Annotated in this window: 15 protein-coding genes; 8 read left to right on the top strand and 7 right to left on the bottom strand. The window is 62.7% G+C overall.

The genetic code is table 11. The annotated features are described in order from the left end of the window. Nucleotides 1-56: 56 nt before the first annotated feature. Entirely contained in the window at nucleotides 57-860 is an 804-nt protein-coding gene (locus NKH73_RS13205) for a creatininase family protein (RefSeq protein ID WP_352931980.1), read from the bottom strand. Between the two features lie 103 nt (nucleotides 861-963). After that, the gene (locus NKH73_RS13200) at nucleotides 964-1,347 is read right to left on the bottom strand and encodes a RidA family protein (protein WP_352931978.1); all 384 of its coding nucleotides are present in this window, start codon (nucleotides 1,345-1,347) and stop codon (nucleotides 964-966) included. A gap of 254 nt (nucleotides 1,348-1,601) precedes the next feature. Between NKH73_RS13200 and NKH73_RS13195 the strand changes: the two genes are divergently transcribed. From NKH73_RS13195 to NKH73_RS13165, 7 genes are read left to right on the top strand one after another with little or no spacing between them, the layout of a single operon-like run. Then, entirely contained in the window at nucleotides 1,602-2,606 is a 1,005-nt protein-coding gene (locus NKH73_RS13195) for an ABC transporter substrate-binding protein (RefSeq protein WP_352931976.1), read from the top strand. Between the two features lie 9 nt (nucleotides 2,607-2,615). Then, nucleotides 2,616-3,446 (top strand): ABC transporter ATP-binding protein, encoded by an 831-nt coding sequence (locus NKH73_RS13190; protein WP_352931974.1) that lies wholly within the window; start codon nucleotides 2,616-2,618, stop codon nucleotides 3,444-3,446. After that, on the top strand, nucleotides 3,433-4,284 hold the full coding sequence (locus NKH73_RS13185; protein ID WP_352931972.1) for an ABC transporter permease: 852 nt from the start codon (nucleotides 3,433-3,435) through the stop codon (nucleotides 4,282-4,284). The genes NKH73_RS13190 and NKH73_RS13185 overlap by 14 nt, the downstream gene beginning before the upstream one ends. Nucleotide 4,285: 1 nt before the next feature. Then, nucleotides 4,286-5,587, top strand: a complete 1,302-nt coding sequence (locus tag NKH73_RS13180; RefSeq protein WP_352931971.1) for a cytosine deaminase — start codon at nucleotides 4,286-4,288, stop codon at nucleotides 5,585-5,587. Continuing rightward, nucleotides 5,584-6,984, top strand: a complete 1,401-nt coding sequence (locus tag NKH73_RS13175) for an FAD-binding oxidoreductase (protein WP_502893909.1) — start codon at nucleotides 5,584-5,586, stop codon at nucleotides 6,982-6,984. Before NKH73_RS13180 ends, NKH73_RS13175 begins: the two co-directional genes overlap by 4 nt. Nucleotides 6,985-7,020: 36 nt before the next feature. Further along, on the top strand, nucleotides 7,021-7,602 hold the full coding sequence (locus NKH73_RS13170; RefSeq protein WP_352931969.1) for an NAD(P)H-dependent oxidoreductase: 582 nt from the start codon (nucleotides 7,021-7,023) through the stop codon (nucleotides 7,600-7,602). After that, nucleotides 7,602-8,189, top strand: a complete 588-nt coding sequence (locus tag NKH73_RS13165; RefSeq protein ID WP_352931967.1) for an NAD(P)H-dependent oxidoreductase — start codon at nucleotides 7,602-7,604, stop codon at nucleotides 8,187-8,189. The genes NKH73_RS13170 and NKH73_RS13165 overlap by 1 nt, the downstream gene beginning before the upstream one ends. Before the next feature lie 46 nt (nucleotides 8,190-8,235). On the opposite strand, the gene NKH73_RS13160 is transcribed toward NKH73_RS13165, so the two are convergent. Genes NKH73_RS13160 through NKH73_RS13140 form a run of 5 tightly spaced genes read right to left on the bottom strand, consistent with a single transcriptional unit; the run spans nucleotide 8,236 to nucleotide 15,840 of the window. Next, complete coding sequence (locus NKH73_RS13160) at nucleotides 8,236-10,710, bottom strand: GcvT family protein (protein WP_352931965.1); 2,475 nt, start codon at nucleotides 10,708-10,710, stop codon at nucleotides 8,236-8,238. Continuing rightward, nucleotides 10,707-11,888, bottom strand: coding sequence for a pyridoxal phosphate-dependent aminotransferase (locus tag NKH73_RS13155; protein WP_352931963.1), 1,182 nt, complete (start codon nucleotides 11,886-11,888; stop codon nucleotides 10,707-10,709). Before NKH73_RS13155 ends, NKH73_RS13160 begins: the two co-directional genes overlap by 4 nt. After that, nucleotides 11,888-12,787, bottom strand: a complete 900-nt coding sequence (locus NKH73_RS13150) for a homocysteine S-methyltransferase family protein (RefSeq protein ID WP_352931961.1) — start codon at nucleotides 12,785-12,787, stop codon at nucleotides 11,888-11,890. Before NKH73_RS13150 ends, NKH73_RS13155 begins: the two co-directional genes overlap by 1 nt. Beyond that, a complete protein-coding gene (locus NKH73_RS13145; RefSeq protein WP_352931959.1) occupies nucleotides 12,784-15,237 on the bottom strand; it encodes a GcvT family protein in 2,454 nt (817 codons plus the stop codon). The genes NKH73_RS13150 and NKH73_RS13145 overlap by 4 nt, the downstream gene beginning before the upstream one ends. A 15-nt stretch (nucleotides 15,238-15,252) precedes the next feature. Next, entirely contained in the window at nucleotides 15,253-15,840 is a 588-nt protein-coding gene (locus NKH73_RS13140; protein WP_352931957.1) for a helix-turn-helix domain-containing protein, read from the bottom strand. A gap of 290 nt (nucleotides 15,841-16,130) precedes the next feature. On the opposite strand from NKH73_RS13140, the gene NKH73_RS13135 reads away from it, so the two are divergent. Beyond that, on the top strand, nucleotides 16,131-16,835 hold the full coding sequence (locus tag NKH73_RS13135) for a nitroreductase (protein WP_352931955.1): 705 nt from the start codon (nucleotides 16,131-16,133) through the stop codon (nucleotides 16,833-16,835). Nucleotides 16,836-16,865: the final 30 nt, after the last annotated feature.

Below are 16,865 nucleotides of genomic sequence, written 5' to 3'. Positions count from 1 at the left end.
ACAGTTGCCATGCCGTTACCTTCGAGCGTCGCCGCCTCCGCTGAATATCAACAGACCTACGCCAGCCAATCGGCCAGTTTCGCCTTGCGCACATCCCTCAACAGGCTGATGAAACCGTCGGCTTGATGGTTGGCGGTCAGCCGGCCCTTTTCGGCCGTTGCAATGCTGGCGTCGCCGACCACGCCGTTCGGGTTAAGGTCAGTGGCGATCCAGGCGAAGGCGTGCGTTCCGGTGTGGCGCAGCAGCGAAAATTCCTTTTCTGCGCGGGCGATGTTGGACACGAAATTGTCGGCCTTTGCCATGTCGACAAGATCCGGCCGGAAATGCAGCATCAGCGAGGTCTCGACATCGCCGCCGTGGATGCCTTGGCGATCCTCAAGCTCGGTGTACATGCCGGCCGGCCGGCCAAAGCGCTGCCAGCTCGTCTTCACCGCCAGCATCCTTGCACGCACGCGCAATTCGCGGGTGATGATGCCCATGATCTCCTCGTTGCCGCCATGCGAGTTGACGACGATCAGCTTCCTTAACCCGGCCCGTGCGATCGACAGGCCAAGCTCGGTCCAGGCTTCGATCAAGGTCGCTGCTGGCAGCGTTAGGGTTCCCGGGGCGTGCAGGTGCTCGTTCGACTTGCCCACCGCCTGGACGGGCAGGATGCGGATGTCGAGATCGCCAGGCAGGCGCTCGATCACCGTTTCGAGCATGCCGTTCATGATCGAGGTGTCGGTCGAAACCGGCAGATGCGGCCCATGCTGTTCGATCGCCGCCACCGGCAGAACGGCGATCGTCGCCTCCGGGTCGATGGTGGCGTATTCGGTGGTCCGATAGTCGCCCCACCACACGCGTTTGTTTGCAACGGTCATGTCATGCCTTTTTCGATAGACCGGCGCCTTTTTCGATAAACTGGCCTTTTCGACAGGCCGGCCTCTTCGATGCAGACCTAGCGCGGGAAGGATCGCCTGTCGATCACCCTGCCGCGATGACCTCGATCTCGACCTTGAATTCCGGCCGGGCGAAACCGGACACGATCATCAGCGTCGAGGCGGGCGCCGGGCTGGTGAACAGGCGGTCGCGGACGTCCATGTAGGGTCTGAGGAAAGCGCGGTCGGTGACATAGGCGTTGATGCGCACGATGTCGGAGAGTCCAAGTCCGGCCTCGCCGAGAATCGCGGCAATGCTGCGAAAACAGAGTTCAGCCTGCGCGCCGGCATCCTCCGGGATCTGATCGTCCAGAGTGATGGCGAGCTGGCCAGAACACAGCACCAGCCGCTTGCCGGGCGGCACCTCGACGCCATGGCTGTAGCGGGCAAAAGGCGGTTTGATCGACTTCGGCGTCAGGAATTTGAACATGGCGATCTCCGGTTCGGCGCCAGCCTAAGACCAGATTAGCCAAGCCTTCAAGATGCAGTGCATGTTGTCAGGGCGATTGTGGACAGGCGTCCAAAAAATAGGCACGATGCCTCTGGTACGGCATGACCAGTCCGGCCTTCGCGCACGACTGTTGCGCAGGCAGGCGGTCCCGGCGATGGCATGTGTCTTGCTTCTTGAATCGATGGTGTCGAGCTCGGCGTGTGACGCGCCCGAGGCAACAAAGGGTGGTGTGGATGGACGGAAAACTTAAGATTTCGGCTGGCGCGATCGTGCTGCTTGCCGCAGGCACGCTGAGCGCGGCAGCGAACGAGAAAGTCACCTTCGGCACCAACTGGCTCGCCCAGGCCGAGCACGGCGGCTACTATCAGGCCGTGGCGGACGGCACCTATGCCGCTTGCGGGCTTGACGTAACGATCATGCAAGGTGGCCCGCAGGTCAGCGGGCGGCCGCTGTTGCTCGCCGGCAAGATCGACTTCTACATGGGCGGCAACATGCTGCAGGCTTTCGACGCCGTCCAACAGGAGATTCCGCTGCGCGTGGTCGCCGCCTCCTTCCAGAAAGAGCCGCAGGTGATAATGGCCCATCCAGGTCAAGGGCTCGACAAATGGGAGGATCTGAAGAACGCGGATCAGTACATCATCGCTGACGAAGGTGCACAGAGCTTCTTCCAATGGATGGTAACGGAATTCGGCTTCGATCCGGCCAAGCGCGTGCCCTACACGTTCAACCCCGCACCTTTCATCGCCAACAAGAAGTCGATCCAGCAAGGCTACGTGACCTCGGAGCCCCATGCGGTCGCCAAGGAAGGCGGCTTCCAGCCCAATTTGTTCCTGCTCGCCGACTACGGCTTCGACACCTATGCGACGACAATCGAGACCATGCAGGCCACGATCGATAAGCGGCCGGAGGTGGTCCAATGCTTCGTCGATGGCTCGGCCAAGGGCTGGTACAGCTATCTCTACGGCGACAACGCTGCCGCCAATGCGGCGATCAAGAAGGATAACCCCGATATCAGCGACGAGCAGATCGCGTTTTCGATCGAGCAGATGAAGAAATTCGGCATCGTCGATTCCGGCGACACGGAAAAACTCGGCATCGGCGCGATGACCGAGGAGCGCATCCAGAGCTTCTACGATAAGATGGTCAAGGCCAAGGTCGTGCCGGCCGATATCGACATCAAGAAGTCCTACACGCTGGCCTTCGTCAACAAGGGCGTCGGGATCGACCTGAAGAAATAGCACCCGGGCATGATGCAGGAGAAAGTGGCGCAAGCGCCGGCAAGCGCATCGGGCAAGGGTCCGCTGCTGCTGGCGTTGCGCGGCGTCGGCAAGGTCTTTTCCAATGGCGTGACAGCGCTCAGCGACGTCGACCTGACGATCCGGGAAGGCGATTTCCTCAGCCTTCTCGGCCCATCCGGCTGCGGCAAGTCGACGGCTTTGCGCCTCATCGCGGGTCTTGCGACGCCGACCTCCGGCCTGCTCGACTGGCGCGGCAGCAGCTCTGTGGACCGCTCTGACATCGGCTTCGTCTTCCAGGAGCCGACGTTGCTGCCCTGGGCCGATGTTTTCGACAATGTCTGGCTGCCGCTCCGGTTGAAGGGCGTGTCGCGGGCCAAGGCTGCGCCAGCAGTGAGGGAGATGCTGGCGCGGGTTCACCTGACCGGCTTCGAGAATGCCGTGCCGCGCGAGCTGTCCGGCGGCATGAAAATGCGCGTCTCGATCGCCCGCGCCATGGTGACCAAGCCGCGCATTCTTTTGATGGACGAGCCGTTCGCAGCACTGGACGAGATCACCCGCTTCAAGCTCAACAACGATCTTCTGGAATTATGGCAGGACGAGCGTTTCACTGTCGTCTTCGTGACCCACAGCGTCTTCGAAAGCGTTTTCCTCTCCAACCGCGTCGTCGTGATGGCGGCGCGACCGGGCCGCGTATTCAGGGAAATTGCCATAGACGCGCCCTATCCGCGCAACGAAGCCTTCCGAACCTCGCCCGACTATGCCGCGCTCTGCCGCCAGGCGTCCGATGTGCTGATCGGCGCCATCAACTCAACCGCCGGACCGCATCATGACGGCCATTGAAGAACACGCACTGACGCTCGACCCCGAGGAGGCGCGTCGGGTTCGCCAAGAGCGGCTCGAGCGCATCGGCCGCTGGCTGCTGCCGCTGGCGATCATGATCCTGGCCATCTGGCTGTGGGATCGAATCTGCGTCTGGAACGACATCCCGAAATACATCCTGCCGCGCCCCGGCGTGGTGCTGCAAACGCTCTTCGACGATGCCGGGCTGCTGTTCTCCTCGCTGCTGGTGACGCTGCGGATCACCTTTCTCAGCCTGCTTCTCGCCGTCATCGGCGGGGTCGGGCTTGCGGTGCTGTTTGCGCAATCGAAATGGGTGGAGATGTCGTTCTTCCCGTTCGCCATCGTGCTGCAGGTGACGCCGATCGTCGCGATCTTCCCGCTGATCAACATCTATGTCGACAACCAGACGACGAAGCTTCTGCTGTGTGCCTGGATAGTCGCCTTCTTTCCGATCCTGTCCAACACGACGCTCGGGCTCAACTCAGTCGATCGCAATCTGCGCGACATGTTCAAGCTCAACGGCGCGACCCGCTGGCAGCAATTGCGTTATCTCAGGCTGCCGGCGGCGATGCCCTATTTTCTCGGCGGGCTGAAGATCGCCGGCGGCCTGTCTTTGATCGGCGCGGTGGTGGCGGAGTTCGTCGCCGGGGCCACCGGCCAGTCGTCGGGACTGGCCTCGCGCATCATCGAGGCCGGTTATCGGCTCAACGCGCCGCGGCTGTTCGCGGCGCTGATCCTGATCTCGTTCACCGGCATTCTGATCTTCCTGGTGCTGTCGCTGATCTCGCATCTCATTTTGCGGCGCTGGCATGAAAGCGCGCTGAAGCAGGAGCGGTAGTGTGATCCCAGCATCTGCCGCTTATCATCTTACCAATGCCCGTGTTCATCGGTCGCTGACGCCCGGCCTATCCTTGGCCTATGACAGCGACGGTTTCGCGCTCGCCGACATCGCTGTCGCCGACGGCAGGATCTTCGACATTGCCGCGCATGGCAGATCCACAGCGCCGGCAGGCGCCGTCGACCTTGGCGGCCGCATCGTCATGCCGTGCTTCGTCGACTGCCACACCCATATCGACAAAGGCCATATCTGGCCTCGGAAACCCAATCCCGACGGCACCTTCATGGGCGCGCTGAACGCAACCGGCGCCGACCGCGCCGCCCGCTGGAGCGCCGAGGACGTGACCCGCCGCATGGATTTTTCGCTGCGCTGCGCCTACGCGCACGGCACCAAGGCTTTGCGCACCCATCTCGACAGCGTTGCGCCGCAGGAAGAGATCTCCTGGCCGGTGTTCGAGACTATGCGGGAGAAATGGCACGGCCGCATCGAACTGCAGGCGGCCTGCCTGCTCGGCATCGAAGCCGTTCGCGACAAGGCATGGTTCGAAAAATTGGCTAAACGCGTCGCCGCGGCCAAGGGCGTGCTCGGTGTCGTCACCTATATGGTGCCGGACCTGGAGGAGCTTCTCGACCAGGTGTTTGCGCAGGCGATCAAGCATGGCCTCGACCTCGATTTCCATGCCGACGAGACCGACGCCGTCTCGGCGATCTCGCTGAAGAAAATCGCCGAGGCCGCCCTGTGGAACGGTTTTGAGGGAAACATCCTCGTTGGTCACTGCTGCTCGCTGGCGCGCCAGCCCGATCTCGATGTGCTCGACACGCTGGACAAGGTGGCGAAGGCGGGGCTTGCCGTGGTGTCGCTGCCGATGTGCAATCTCTATCTGCAGGACCGGCGGGCTGATAACACCACGCCGCGCTGGCGCGGTGTTACGCTGCTGCACGAGATGAAGGCGCGCGGCATTCCCGTCGCCGTCGCTTCCGACAACACCCGCGATCCGTTCTACGCCTATGGCGATCTCGACATGCTGGAGGTCTATCGCATGGCGACGCGCATCCTGCATTTCGATCACCCGGTCGGCGACTGGCCGCAGGCGGTGACGTCGACACCGGCCAAGGTGATGCGGCTCGATGGTTTCGGCACGCTTGCCGCCGGTGGTGCCGCTGATTTCGTCGTTCTCAGGGGACGAAGCTGGACGGAATTGCTGTCGCGGCCCGAATCGGATCGCATCGTGGTGCGCGAGGGTCGCGCCATAGAGCGCCGATTGCCCGATTATGCCGAACTCGACGATCTGATGGTGGGATGATGGATATTGCGGCGCTCAAACACGACCTCGATGGCCTGAAGCTCGACGACCATCCAGCAATCGTCCAGCAGAAGAGCCGCGACTTCTACTGGTATAGTCCGGTGCTGAAGCAGCAGCTCGACCATGTCACCGGCGACCTGATCGTGACGCCGAAATCGGAGGGCGAGGTTATCCGCGTGCTGGCGGCCTGCCATCGGCATGGCGTGCCGGTGACACCGCGCGGCAGCGGCACAGGCAATTATGGGCAGGCCATGCCGCTGTCCGGTGGCGTGGTGCTCAACCTTGCCGAGATGAACGCAGTCAAGACGATCGTGCCCGGCCGCGTCGTTACCGGGCCAGGCGCCGTTCTCGCCGACATCGACAGGGCGACGCGGGCGCATTCCGGACAGGAGCTTCGGATGTCGCCGTCCACCTACAACACCGCGTCGATCGGCGGCTTTGTCGCCGGCGGTTCGGGCGGTATCGGCTCGATCCGCTGGGGCGGGCTGCGTGACCTCGGCAATGTCATCCGGCTCAGGACCGTGACGATGGAGGCGGAGCCGCGCGTCATGGAGCTTACCGGTGAGGAGGTGCTGAAGGTGATGCACGCCTACGGCACCAACGGCATCATCACCGAAGTCGAGATGCCGCTGACCGCGGCTTACGACTGGGTCGACGTCATTGTCGGCTTCGACGATTTCATGGATGCGGCCGGCTTCGGCGACGATCTCGCCGTCCAGGACGGCATACTGGCAAAACTGATCACGCCGATCACAGCGCCCATCCCGTATGATTATTTCAAGCGCCATCAGAAATTCTTCCGGCGCGAGCAGAGCATCGTCGTCCTGATGATCGCGCCGCATGCGATGGACGCCTTCCTCGCATTCACGGCGCGCAGCAAGGGCGAGATCGTTTTCCGCGCCGACAAGGAGGCCGATCTAAAAGGCCTGCCGCCGGCCTATGAACTGACCTGGAACCACACGACATTGCGCGCCATCAGGGTCGATCCCACCATCACCTACCTGCAGGCCCGCTACCCGTCGCCCGACCATCTTGCTCATGTCAAGGCGATGGTCGACCGCTTCGGCGACGAAGTGCCGTCGCATCTGGAATTCATCCGTTTCGACGGTGCGATCGGCGTTGCCGGCCTGCCGCTGGTCCGCTTCACCACGACGGAGCGGCTCGACGAAATCATCCGCATCCATGAGGACAATGGCTGCTGGATCTTCAACCCGCACCGCTACACGCTGGAAGAGGGCGGCATGAAGCGGACCGACGAGGTGCAGCTCGCCTTCAAGCGCGAGACCGACCCGCAAGGGCTGCTCAACCCCGGCAAGATGATCGCCTGGGAAAACCCGGACTACGACTATCGCTCGAACAAGTCGTTCCTGTTCAAGGGTTTGCAGCAGGCGGGGTGAGTCGATGAAGAGCGTGTGGCGCCTGCGAGGACTTCGATGAACATCCTCGTGCTTTACGCCCATCCGGTCGAGACCAGCTTCAATGCCGGTCTGCACCGGATGATCGTCGAGCGGTTGACAGCGGCCGGCCACGCCGTCGACGACTGCGATCTCTATGCAGAGGATTTCGATCCCAGGCTGACGCGCGCCGAGCGGGTTAGCTATCACGACGAGCGCAGCGCCGACGATCCGGCGGCCGCTTATGTCGAGCGTTTGCAAAAAGCCGAGGCGCTGGTGCTGTCGTTTCCGGTGTGGAATTACGGCTATCCGGCGATCTTGAAAGGTTTTTTTGACCGCGCCTTTCTGCCCGGCGTATCGTTCAAGCTGGTCGATGGCAAGGTGCAGCCGTCGCTGCACAACATCCGCAAGCTGACGGCGGTCACCACCTATGGCGGCAGCCGGTTCCGCGCCATGCTGATGGGCGATCCACCGCGCAAGCTGGTCAAGCGTGTGCTGCGCGCCACCATCAAGCCCGGTGCATCCGTGTCCTATCGCGCGCAATATTCGATGAACCTCTCGACCGACGAAACGCGCAAGAGGTTCCTGGCGAAAGTCGCCGCCGCCATGGACGCCTTCTGATGCGGGTCCTGGTGGTTTACTGCCATCCGATGCCCGAGAGCTTTTGCGCTGCGATCCGCGATAGTGCCATCGAGGTGCTGAAGGCGAGGGGCTGGGAGGTGCGGCTGCTCGACCTCTATGCGGAGAATTTCGATCCGGTCATGAGCTGCGGCGAGCGACGCTCCTATAATGAGCATGCCCCGCAGGACCCGGCGCTCAAGCCGCACATCGACCACCTAAACTGGGCCCAGGCAATCCTCTTCATCTATCCGACATGGTGGTACGGGCTGCCAGCAATGCTGAAGGGGTGGCTAGATCGGGTCTGGGCAACCGACGTCGCCTTCAAGCTACCAGCGGGCAAGGGACGGATCCAGTCGCTGATGAGGCATGTGACGAAGATCGGAGTGATCACGACCTGCGGCGCACCGACCTGGTGGAGCGTGGTCGTCGGCCAGCCGGGACGCAAGACAATCCTGCGCGGGATGCGGGCACTCTGCGCCACCCGCTGCAGGACGTTCTTCCTGGCGCACTACCTGATGGACGCATCGACGCCGAAGACGAGGGCGGCGTTTCTGGAGAAAGTGCGAAAGAGGCTGGAGCGGTTTTGAGAGATGAGCGTTCTTCTCCCCGTAAACGGAGAGAAGGGAAGATGCCCTACATCCGCACCCGTTCCGCTTTCGGATCGTACATCGGCTTCAGCGACACTTCGGCGGCGAAGCGCTCGCCGGCGATCTCGATTTCGTAGGACGACGACAGCACATCCGCCTCGCTCTCGCCCTTGCACTCGATGTAGCCGAGCCCGATGGCGCCGCCGAGATGGTGGCCGTAATTGCCTGAGGTGATCGGGCCGACGATCTTGCCGTCGCGCAGGATCGCCTCATTGTGAAAGAGCAAGGGTTGCGGGTCTTTCAGACGGAACTGAACTAGCCGCCGGTTCAATCCGGCTTCCTTTTTCCTCAGCACGGCATCGCGGCCGATGAAGTCGCCCTTGGCTGTCTTCACCGCAAAGCCAAGGCCGGCCTCCAGCACATTGTCCTCGTCGGTGATGTCATGGCCGAAATGCCGGAAGGCCTTTTCGATACGGCAGGAATCCAGCGTGTGCAGGCCGCAGAGTTTTAAGCCGACGTCGGAGCCGGCCTCTGCGATCGCCTCGAAGACATGGGCGGCCTGGTCGGTCGAGACATAAAGCTCCCAGCCGAGTTCGCCGACATAGGTGACGCGGTGGGCACGGGCTAGTCCCATGCCAATTTCAATCTCCTGAAACGTCCCGAACGGATTGGTTTCGTTGGAGAAATCGTTGGGACTCACCTTCTGAATTAATTTTCGCGAGTCCGGGCCCATCAGGCAGAGAACGGCTTCGGCAGCGGTCACATCTGATATGACGACGAACTCGTTGGCGAGATGCTTGCGCAGCCACGCGAGATCACGCTGCAACGTCGCGCCGGGCACGACGAGGAAATAGGCCGTTTCAGACAGCCGCGAGACGGTGAGGTCGCTCTCGATGCCGCCGCGCCGGTTGAGCATCTGGGTGTAGACGATCTTGCCCGGCGCCACGTCCATGTCGTTGGCGCAAAGCCTCTGCAGGAAACGCTGAGCGTCACGGCCTTCGACGCGGATCTTGCCGAACGAGGTCATGTCGAACAGGCCGACACCGTTTCGGACCGCCAGATGTTCGTCGCGTTGGTTGTCGAACCAGTTCTGCCGCTTCCATGAATAGCGGTACTCGCGCTCCTGGCCAGGCCTAGCGAACCAGTTGGCGCGCTCCCAGCCGGCAACCTCGCCGAACACCGCGCCGCGCGCCTTCAGATGTTCATGGAGAGGGGAGCGCCTGATGTTGCGCGAGGTCGCCATCTGGCGATACGGAAAATGATCGGCGTAGAGCAGGCCGAGCGTCTCGGAGACGCGCTCTCTGAGGTAACGGCGGTTCTTCTGGAATGGCTGGGCGCGGCGAATGTCGACTTCCCAGAGGTCGAAAGGCGCTTCGCCATCGTTGATCCATTGCGCCAGCGCCATGCCGGCGCCACCGGATGAAACGATGCCGATCGAGTTGTAGCCGGTCGCCATCCAGTAGCCGGAAAGCTCCGGCGCCTCGCCGAGATAATAGCGATCGTCGGGGGTAAAACTCTCGGGACCGTTGAAGAAAGTATGGATGCCGGCGCTGGCCAGCATCGGCATACGGTTGACGCCCATTTCAAGGATCGGCTCGAAATGCCCGAAATCCTCGGGCAGCTGGTCGAAACAGAAATCTTCGCTTATGCCGTCCATGCCCCAGGGCTTGGCCACCGGCTCGAAGGCGCCGAGCATCATCTTGCCGGCATCTTCCTTGTAGTAAGCGCATTCGTCGGGCACGCGCAGCACCGGCAGGCGGGAGAGACCGGGGATCGGCTCGGTGACCAGATAGAAATGCTCGCAGGCATGCAGCGGGATGGTGACGCCGTTCTGGCGTCCGAGTTCGCGCGCCCACATGCCGGCGCAGTTGACGACGATGTCGGCTTCGATTGTGCCTTGCTCGTCGCCTTGCGCCCAGGACACGCCGGTGACGCGGCCATCCCTGGTATTGACCTTGGTAACCTTCACATTCTCGACGATTATCGCACCGCGCTGACGTGCGCCCTTGGCCAGCGCCATGGCGATGTTGGCCGGATCACACTGGCCGTCGAGCGGCAGGTGGACTGCGCCGACCACGTCGGAAATGTTGAGATGCGGATACATCTCCTTAACTTCACCAGGCGAAATTTCGCGCACGTCGATATCGAAGGCGCGGGCGAGGGACGCCTGCCTGTAAATCTCGTGCTTGCGCTCCTCGGTCAGCGCCACGGTGATCGAGCCGACCTGGCGCATGCCGGTGCCGACTTCGGTCTCGGCTTCCAGCTTGACGTAGAGGTCGGCCGAATATTTCGCCAGCCGCGTCATGTTCTGCGAGCCGCGCAACTGGCCGATCAGGCCGGCGGCATGCCACGTCGTACCCGATGTCAGCTGCTTGCGTTCGAGCAGCACGATATCGGTCCAGCCGAGCTTGGCCAGATGGTAGGCGACCGAACAGCCGGAGACGCCGCCGCCGATGATGACGGCCCTTGCTTTCGGAGGAATGGCCTTCGTAGGGATTGCTTTCGGGGGCAGGGCGCTCATGCAGCCTCACGGCGATAGGTGGAAGCGAAGCGGCGCAAGCGAAGGGCTGCTTCCAAAAGTATCACCTCGGGCTGGCAGAGGCTGACGCGAATATGGCCGGCGGCGGCCTCGCCGAAGCTCGAGCCCGGCATCACGCCGACCTTTTCCTTATCGAGGAGAGCCCAGGCGAATTTCTCGTCGTCCGGCTCGACAGCCGATATGTCGAGCATGACATACATGCCGCCTTCGGAGCCGCGGACGGTGACGTTGTTCATGCCGCGCATGGCATCGAGGACGACGCTGCGCCTTGCGGCATAGCGTTCGGCGATGTCCTTGACGCCGTAGCCGTTTTCCAGCGCCTCGGCGCAAGCGAGGCTGATGAAGGCCGGCAGACCGTAGGTCGTCACCAGATTGAGATTGATCAGCAGCGAGATCATCTCTTCGGGTCCGGTCAGCCAGCCCATGCGCCAGCCCGTCATGCCGTGGCTCTTCGACATGGAATTGATGACCAGTGTGCGTTCCGCCATGCCGGGCAGCGAGCGCGGCGAGATGTGCTCTCCGCCGCCCAGCGTCCAGTAAACCTCGTCCGACAGCAGCCAGAGGTCATGCTCCCGGCAAATCTGCGCCAGCTCTTCCAGGCGCTCTCGTGAATAAACCGCACCCGTCGGATTGTTCGGCGTGTTGATGAGAATGGCCCGCGTGTTCGGGCGAACGGCAGCGCGAATGTCGGCGGCGCGCGGCTGAAAACCATCCTCGGCGGGTGTCTCGACCACGGTGAAATCGGCGCCGGCGGCACTGAATGTGTTGGGATAGGTCGCGTAATAGGGTGCGACCACGATGGCATGGTCGCCCTGGTCGAGAACGGCCTGCACTGCCGCGTAAAGTGCTGCCTGTCCGCCCGGCGTGGCGATGACCTGGTCGGGGTTGGTGGCAACGCCGGTGCAGAGGGTCGAGGCCGTCGCCATCGCATTGCGCAGACGCGGAAGGCCCGGCAGCGGGGTGTAGTGGTGATTGCTGGCGCGTACCGCCGTCACACAAGCCTCGATCGTCTGCGCCGGCGTATCGAAATCATGGTCGCCGACCGACAGCACGATGATGTCCTCGCCGGCCTCCCTGCGTGTCCAGGCGGCGAAATGGACCTCCCAGCCGTCCTTGCCGGAGGGCACGATGCCGGAAATGCGCGATGATGGTCTGGGCATTATGCTACTCCCGAAATCTGATAGCCGGCCTGTTCGAGCCGGTCGCGCAGGGCGGCGATATGGGCTGGCCCGACTTCGCAGCAGCCCCCGACGATGTCGACGCCAGTCTCGACCCAGCCGACCGCCTGGCCGGCATAGGCATCCGGATCAAGGTCGTGGCGGGCGTGCAGCACTTCCACCGTGCCGCCATGCTTGAGCGCCTCAATCGAGGTGAAGCCGTTGGCATAGGCGCCGACCGGGCCGCCGAGGCCGATCAGTTCGGACAGCGCTGCAGCGATCGCTTCGGGCCGGCAACAATTGATCAGCCGCGCCGCAACAGGCAGACCGTCGAGAGCGCTCGACGCAGCCGCAATGGTTTCGCCGCTGCGCAGCCGTGGTGCGCCGTGATCGGCAAGCGTCCACGACACCCAAACCGGTTTGTCGCTTTCCGACGCCGCGGTGACAGCCGCGCGCGCCTCCTCGGCCGACGCCATGGTCTCGCACAGGAACAGATCGACGCCATCAGCTTGTTCGGCAACGATGCGGCGGTAGATGTCGAGCGTATCCTGGAAGGATATAGTCAGCGCCGGTGCGTAGCTGCCGAACAGGGGAGACAAGCAGCCGGCGATCGCCGCGTCGCCGGCCTGATCGCGAGCCTGTCTTGCCAACTCTATGCCGCGCTTCTGCAGCGGCTTGAACAGTTCTTCCGCGCCCTCCCGCGCCAGCCGCTCGGGCGTTGCGGAATAGGTGTTGATGGTGATGACACGGGCGCCGGCCCGGATGAACTCCGCATGCAGGTCGCGAACCAGGTCCAGTTCGTCGATCAGCACCCTGGCTGACCACAGCGGCGTCGGGTCGGAACTGCTGCGGCGTACTAACTCCTGGCCCATGCCGCCGTCTGTGAGGATGATGGACTTCATGCGCGCAATCTCTCGTTCTTTGGATCCCAAAGCGGTTCGTCGTTCTGCACGACCGCCTGAAAACGCTCGCCGAAGATCTCGACCTCTACCGTGGTTCCCGGTTCGGTCAGATCGGCGCGCAGCATGCCGAGCGCGATCGACTTGTCTATGCGATGACCCCAGCCGCCGGACGTCGTCTCGCCGACGATCTCGCCGTCATGCCACAGTGTTGACATTGTGGGCGCGTCGCAGTCGCCGGGGTTTTCGACGACGAGCGTGACGAAACGCTTCTTCACGCCCTGCTGCTTCTCGTTTTGCAGCGCCGCCTTGCCACGGAAATCCGGCTTGTCCCATTTGACGAAACGCTCCAGCCCGCCCTGCAGGATCGTATAGTCGGTCGACAGGTCACCCTTCCAGGTGCGATAGCCTTTTTCGAGCCGCAGCGAATCCAGCGCATACATGCCGAATGGCTTCAGGCCATGCCTCTGCCCGGCCGCCCAAACGGCGTCGAAGACGGCGGCGGTATCACCGACCTTGGTGTGGATTTCCCAGCCGAGTTCGCCGGCGAAGGACACGCGCACCAGCTTCGCCCAGCGGCCTGCGATTATTGTCTCCTGGTGCGTGAGCCAGGGCAGAGCAAGATCGGCGGTGCAGACATCAGCAAGGATTTTTCGCGAGTTAGGCCCGGCGAGGATCTGCGTGGAGTATTCCTCCGTCCGATCGACCAGCTTGAATGAAGCGCCCTTCGGCATGCGCGATTTCAGCCACTCGAAATCATGCCACTGCGCCACCGCGGCGGTGATCAGCGTCATCAAATTCTCGTCGTGGCGCACCACTGACATCTCAGTGACGATGCGGCCATTGTCGTCGGCAAAATAGGCGAGGCCGATGCGGCCGGGTTTTGGCACGATGCCGGTGACCTGCTGGCTCAGCCATTCGGCAGCACCTGGACCGTCGAAGTTGAAGCGGGAAAAACCAGGCAGGTCCAAAATGCCGGCGGCGTCGCGCACGGCGAGGCATTCTTCGCGGACGCGATGCTGCCAGGGCCCGTCGCGGCGGAAAGTCAGCGTCGCGGCTTCGGAGACATCGTCGCCGGCTTGCGCGTACCAGGTGGCGCGCTCCCAGCCATTATAGGCGTCGAAGCAGGCGCCGAACGTCTTGATGCGATCGTGGATCGGCGACAGTTTGCGGTCGCGCCCAGCCGGCCAGGCATGGCGCGGGAACTGGATGGCGTATTCGTTGCCGTAGATCTCCATGCCCTTGGCGACGCAGTAGTCCGGGGCCGAGGCAAAGCGGGTGAAGCGGCGCGGATCGCAGGACCACATGTCCCATTCGGTCTGGCCTTCAGTCACCCATTCGGCCAGCACCTTGCCGGCGCCGCCGCCCTGGGCGATGCCGAAGGTGAAGACGCAGGCCTCGAAGGCATTCGGCACGCCGGGCATCGGGCCGATCAGCGGGTTGCCGTCCGGTGCATAGGGGATTGGGCCGTTGATGACCTTGGACAGGCCGGCGGTGCCGAGGATAGGCACACGGGCGACGGCATCGGCCAGATAGTCCTCCAGCCGGTCGAGATCATCGGGGAACAGCTGGAACGAAAAATCATCGGGCATCGGATCATTGTGGCCGACCCAATGTGCACGGCAATTGCGCTCGTAGGGGCCGAGATTCATGCCGTTCTTTTCCTGGCGCAAATAGTAGGAGGTGTCGACGTCGCGCAGCAGCGGCAGTTTCTTGCCTTGCTCCTTCGACCATGCGGCCAGTTCGGGAATTTCCTCGAACAGGATATATTGATGGCTCATCACCATCATCGGCACGTCGCGGCCGAACATCCTGCCGACTTCGGCCGCGCGATAGCCAGCGGCGTTGACGACGATTTCGCAGCGGATCTCGCCCTGCGCCGTTTCGACCACCCACTCGTCCTTCTCGCGGCGCACGCCGGTGACCGGACAGAAGCGGATGATCTTGGCACCCATATCGCGGGCGCCCTTGGCCAGCGCCTGGGTCAGCTGCGCCGGATCGATATCGCCGTCGCTCGGATCGTAGAGCGCGCCCTTCAGCTCATGCGTCTCGATGAATGGATAGCGGCGCTTGATCTCGTCGAGCCCGACCACATCGATGTCCATGCCTTGATAGCGGCCCATGCCCTTGGCGCGCTGGAACTCCTGCATGCGCTCGGCCGTATGGGCCAGCCTGAGCGAGCCGGTGACGTGGTAGTTCATGGGATAGCCGACCGCGTCGGCCAGCCCGCGATAGAGCTCGGTCGAATAGCGCTGCATGTTCATCAGCGACCATGAGGAGGAGAAGGTCGGCACGTTGCCGGCCGCATGCCAGGTCGAGCCGGAAGTAAGCTCGTTCTTTTCCAGGAGCACGCAGTCGGTCCAGCCCGCCTTGGCGAGATGGTAGAGCGAGGAGGCGCCGACGACACCGCCTCCGATGATCACCACACGTGCCGTGGTTGGCAAACCGGCCATGTTCTTCTCCAACCTCTAGTAAACAGGTGGTGAAACCACCCAGATGACTACTGCCGGCTCCGCTCCAGGATTGCGCCAGCGGAACGGCTTGCCGTCGAAGCGAAAGGAGTCGCCCTCACCAAGCCGGTGCCAGACGCCTGATATCTCGATGTCGAAGCTGCCGGAAGCGACATATCCGGCTTCCTCCGTCGGCCGGCGCGCTTCGGTCTTCAGTTCAGCACCCGGGGCGAAGACCGAACGCAGCATCTCGAAGCTACCGCCGAGATCGGGCGACAGAAGCTCCTCCACGAGGCCGGAATCGCTTGTGCCAAGCGTGCGGCGGCTGCCGGCGCGCACGATGACGCCGCGCTCGTTCTCGACGGGCACGTCGTGGCTGAAGAACAGGCTGACCGGCACCCCGAACAATTCCGCGAAGGCCCTGAGATCGCTGAGCGACGGGATCGACAGGCCGCGCTCGACCTGACTGACCCAGCCGACGGAGCGGCCGAGCTTCAGGCCGATCTCGGCAAGCGTCAGCCTGCGCGCCTTACGCAGCGCCCTGATATCGCCGGCCAGCAGCCGTTCGCGGTTTTCCTGCTCCGATCTGACGGCTGTTGCGGGCAACGTTATTTCTCTTGAAATTCCCATGGTGAAAAATTGGGTGCAAATTTCATGAGAGGTCAAGTTCGTGAAAAAATCAAGACGATTTTCATGATGCCACAAGATTTGCTTGCGCCATTTTGGCGGTTCAGGCAAAGGCTCGGCCACGAACGGCGATTGAGGGCGCCCGGTCGAGGCTTACGATAGAGCGCCACGCGTCAATTGGACCCGCAATGGTGCTCCCATTTTCTGGACGGCGCATGATCTTTCCGGAATCGATTCCGGTTTAGGGATTACGCGTAAAGGGACGGCCTATGCTGGAAAACAACACCCGGATTGCCAAGGATGCGGCGATCGTCGACGAGGCGATCACGTCACGTCGTTCTGTGCGGGCCTTCCTGCCCGACATGGTCGATGACGAGACGATCCGCGCCATTCTCTCTGTCGCCGCGCGTGCACCTTCGGGCACCAACATGCAGCCCTGGCGGGTCTATGTCACCAAGGGCGAGGTCAAGCAGCGGATCACCGACGCCATCCTCAATTCGGGCATCCGCGCCGAAAAGGCCGACTGGGACGAATATCGCTATTACCCCGACCAGTTCTTCGAACCGTATCTCACCCGGCGGCGCGCGAACGGCTTCGGCCTCTACGGCGCGCTCGGCATCGGCCGGCGCGAGGTGGACAGGATGCGTGCGCAGCACGACCGCAACTTCGTCTTCTTCGACGCACCGGTCGGCATGATTTTCACGGTCGACCGGCGGCTGAACAAGGGCTCGTGGATCGATTACGGCATGTTCCTGCAGAACATCATGGTGGCGGCGCGGGGCAGGGGCCTGCACACCTGTCCGCAGGCGGCCTTTGCACCGTATCACAAGCAGATCAGGCCGGTGCTCAACATTCCCGACGAGGAGATCGTCGTCTGCGGCATGGCGCTCGGCCATGAGGACAGATCCAAGCCCGAAAATGAGTTCCGCACCGACCGCGCGCCGCTGGAAGAGTGGGTGACGTTCGCCAAATGAGGTGAGGCGCCAAATGAGGTGGCGCCAAGT

Source organism: Mesorhizobium sp. M0938, assembly GCF_040319125.1.
GTDB lineage: Bacteria > Pseudomonadota > Alphaproteobacteria > Rhizobiales > Rhizobiaceae > Mesorhizobium > Mesorhizobium robiniae.
The sequence above is the reverse complement of the archived record's forward strand: the minus strand, read 5'-3'. Positions and strand labels throughout refer to the sequence as shown.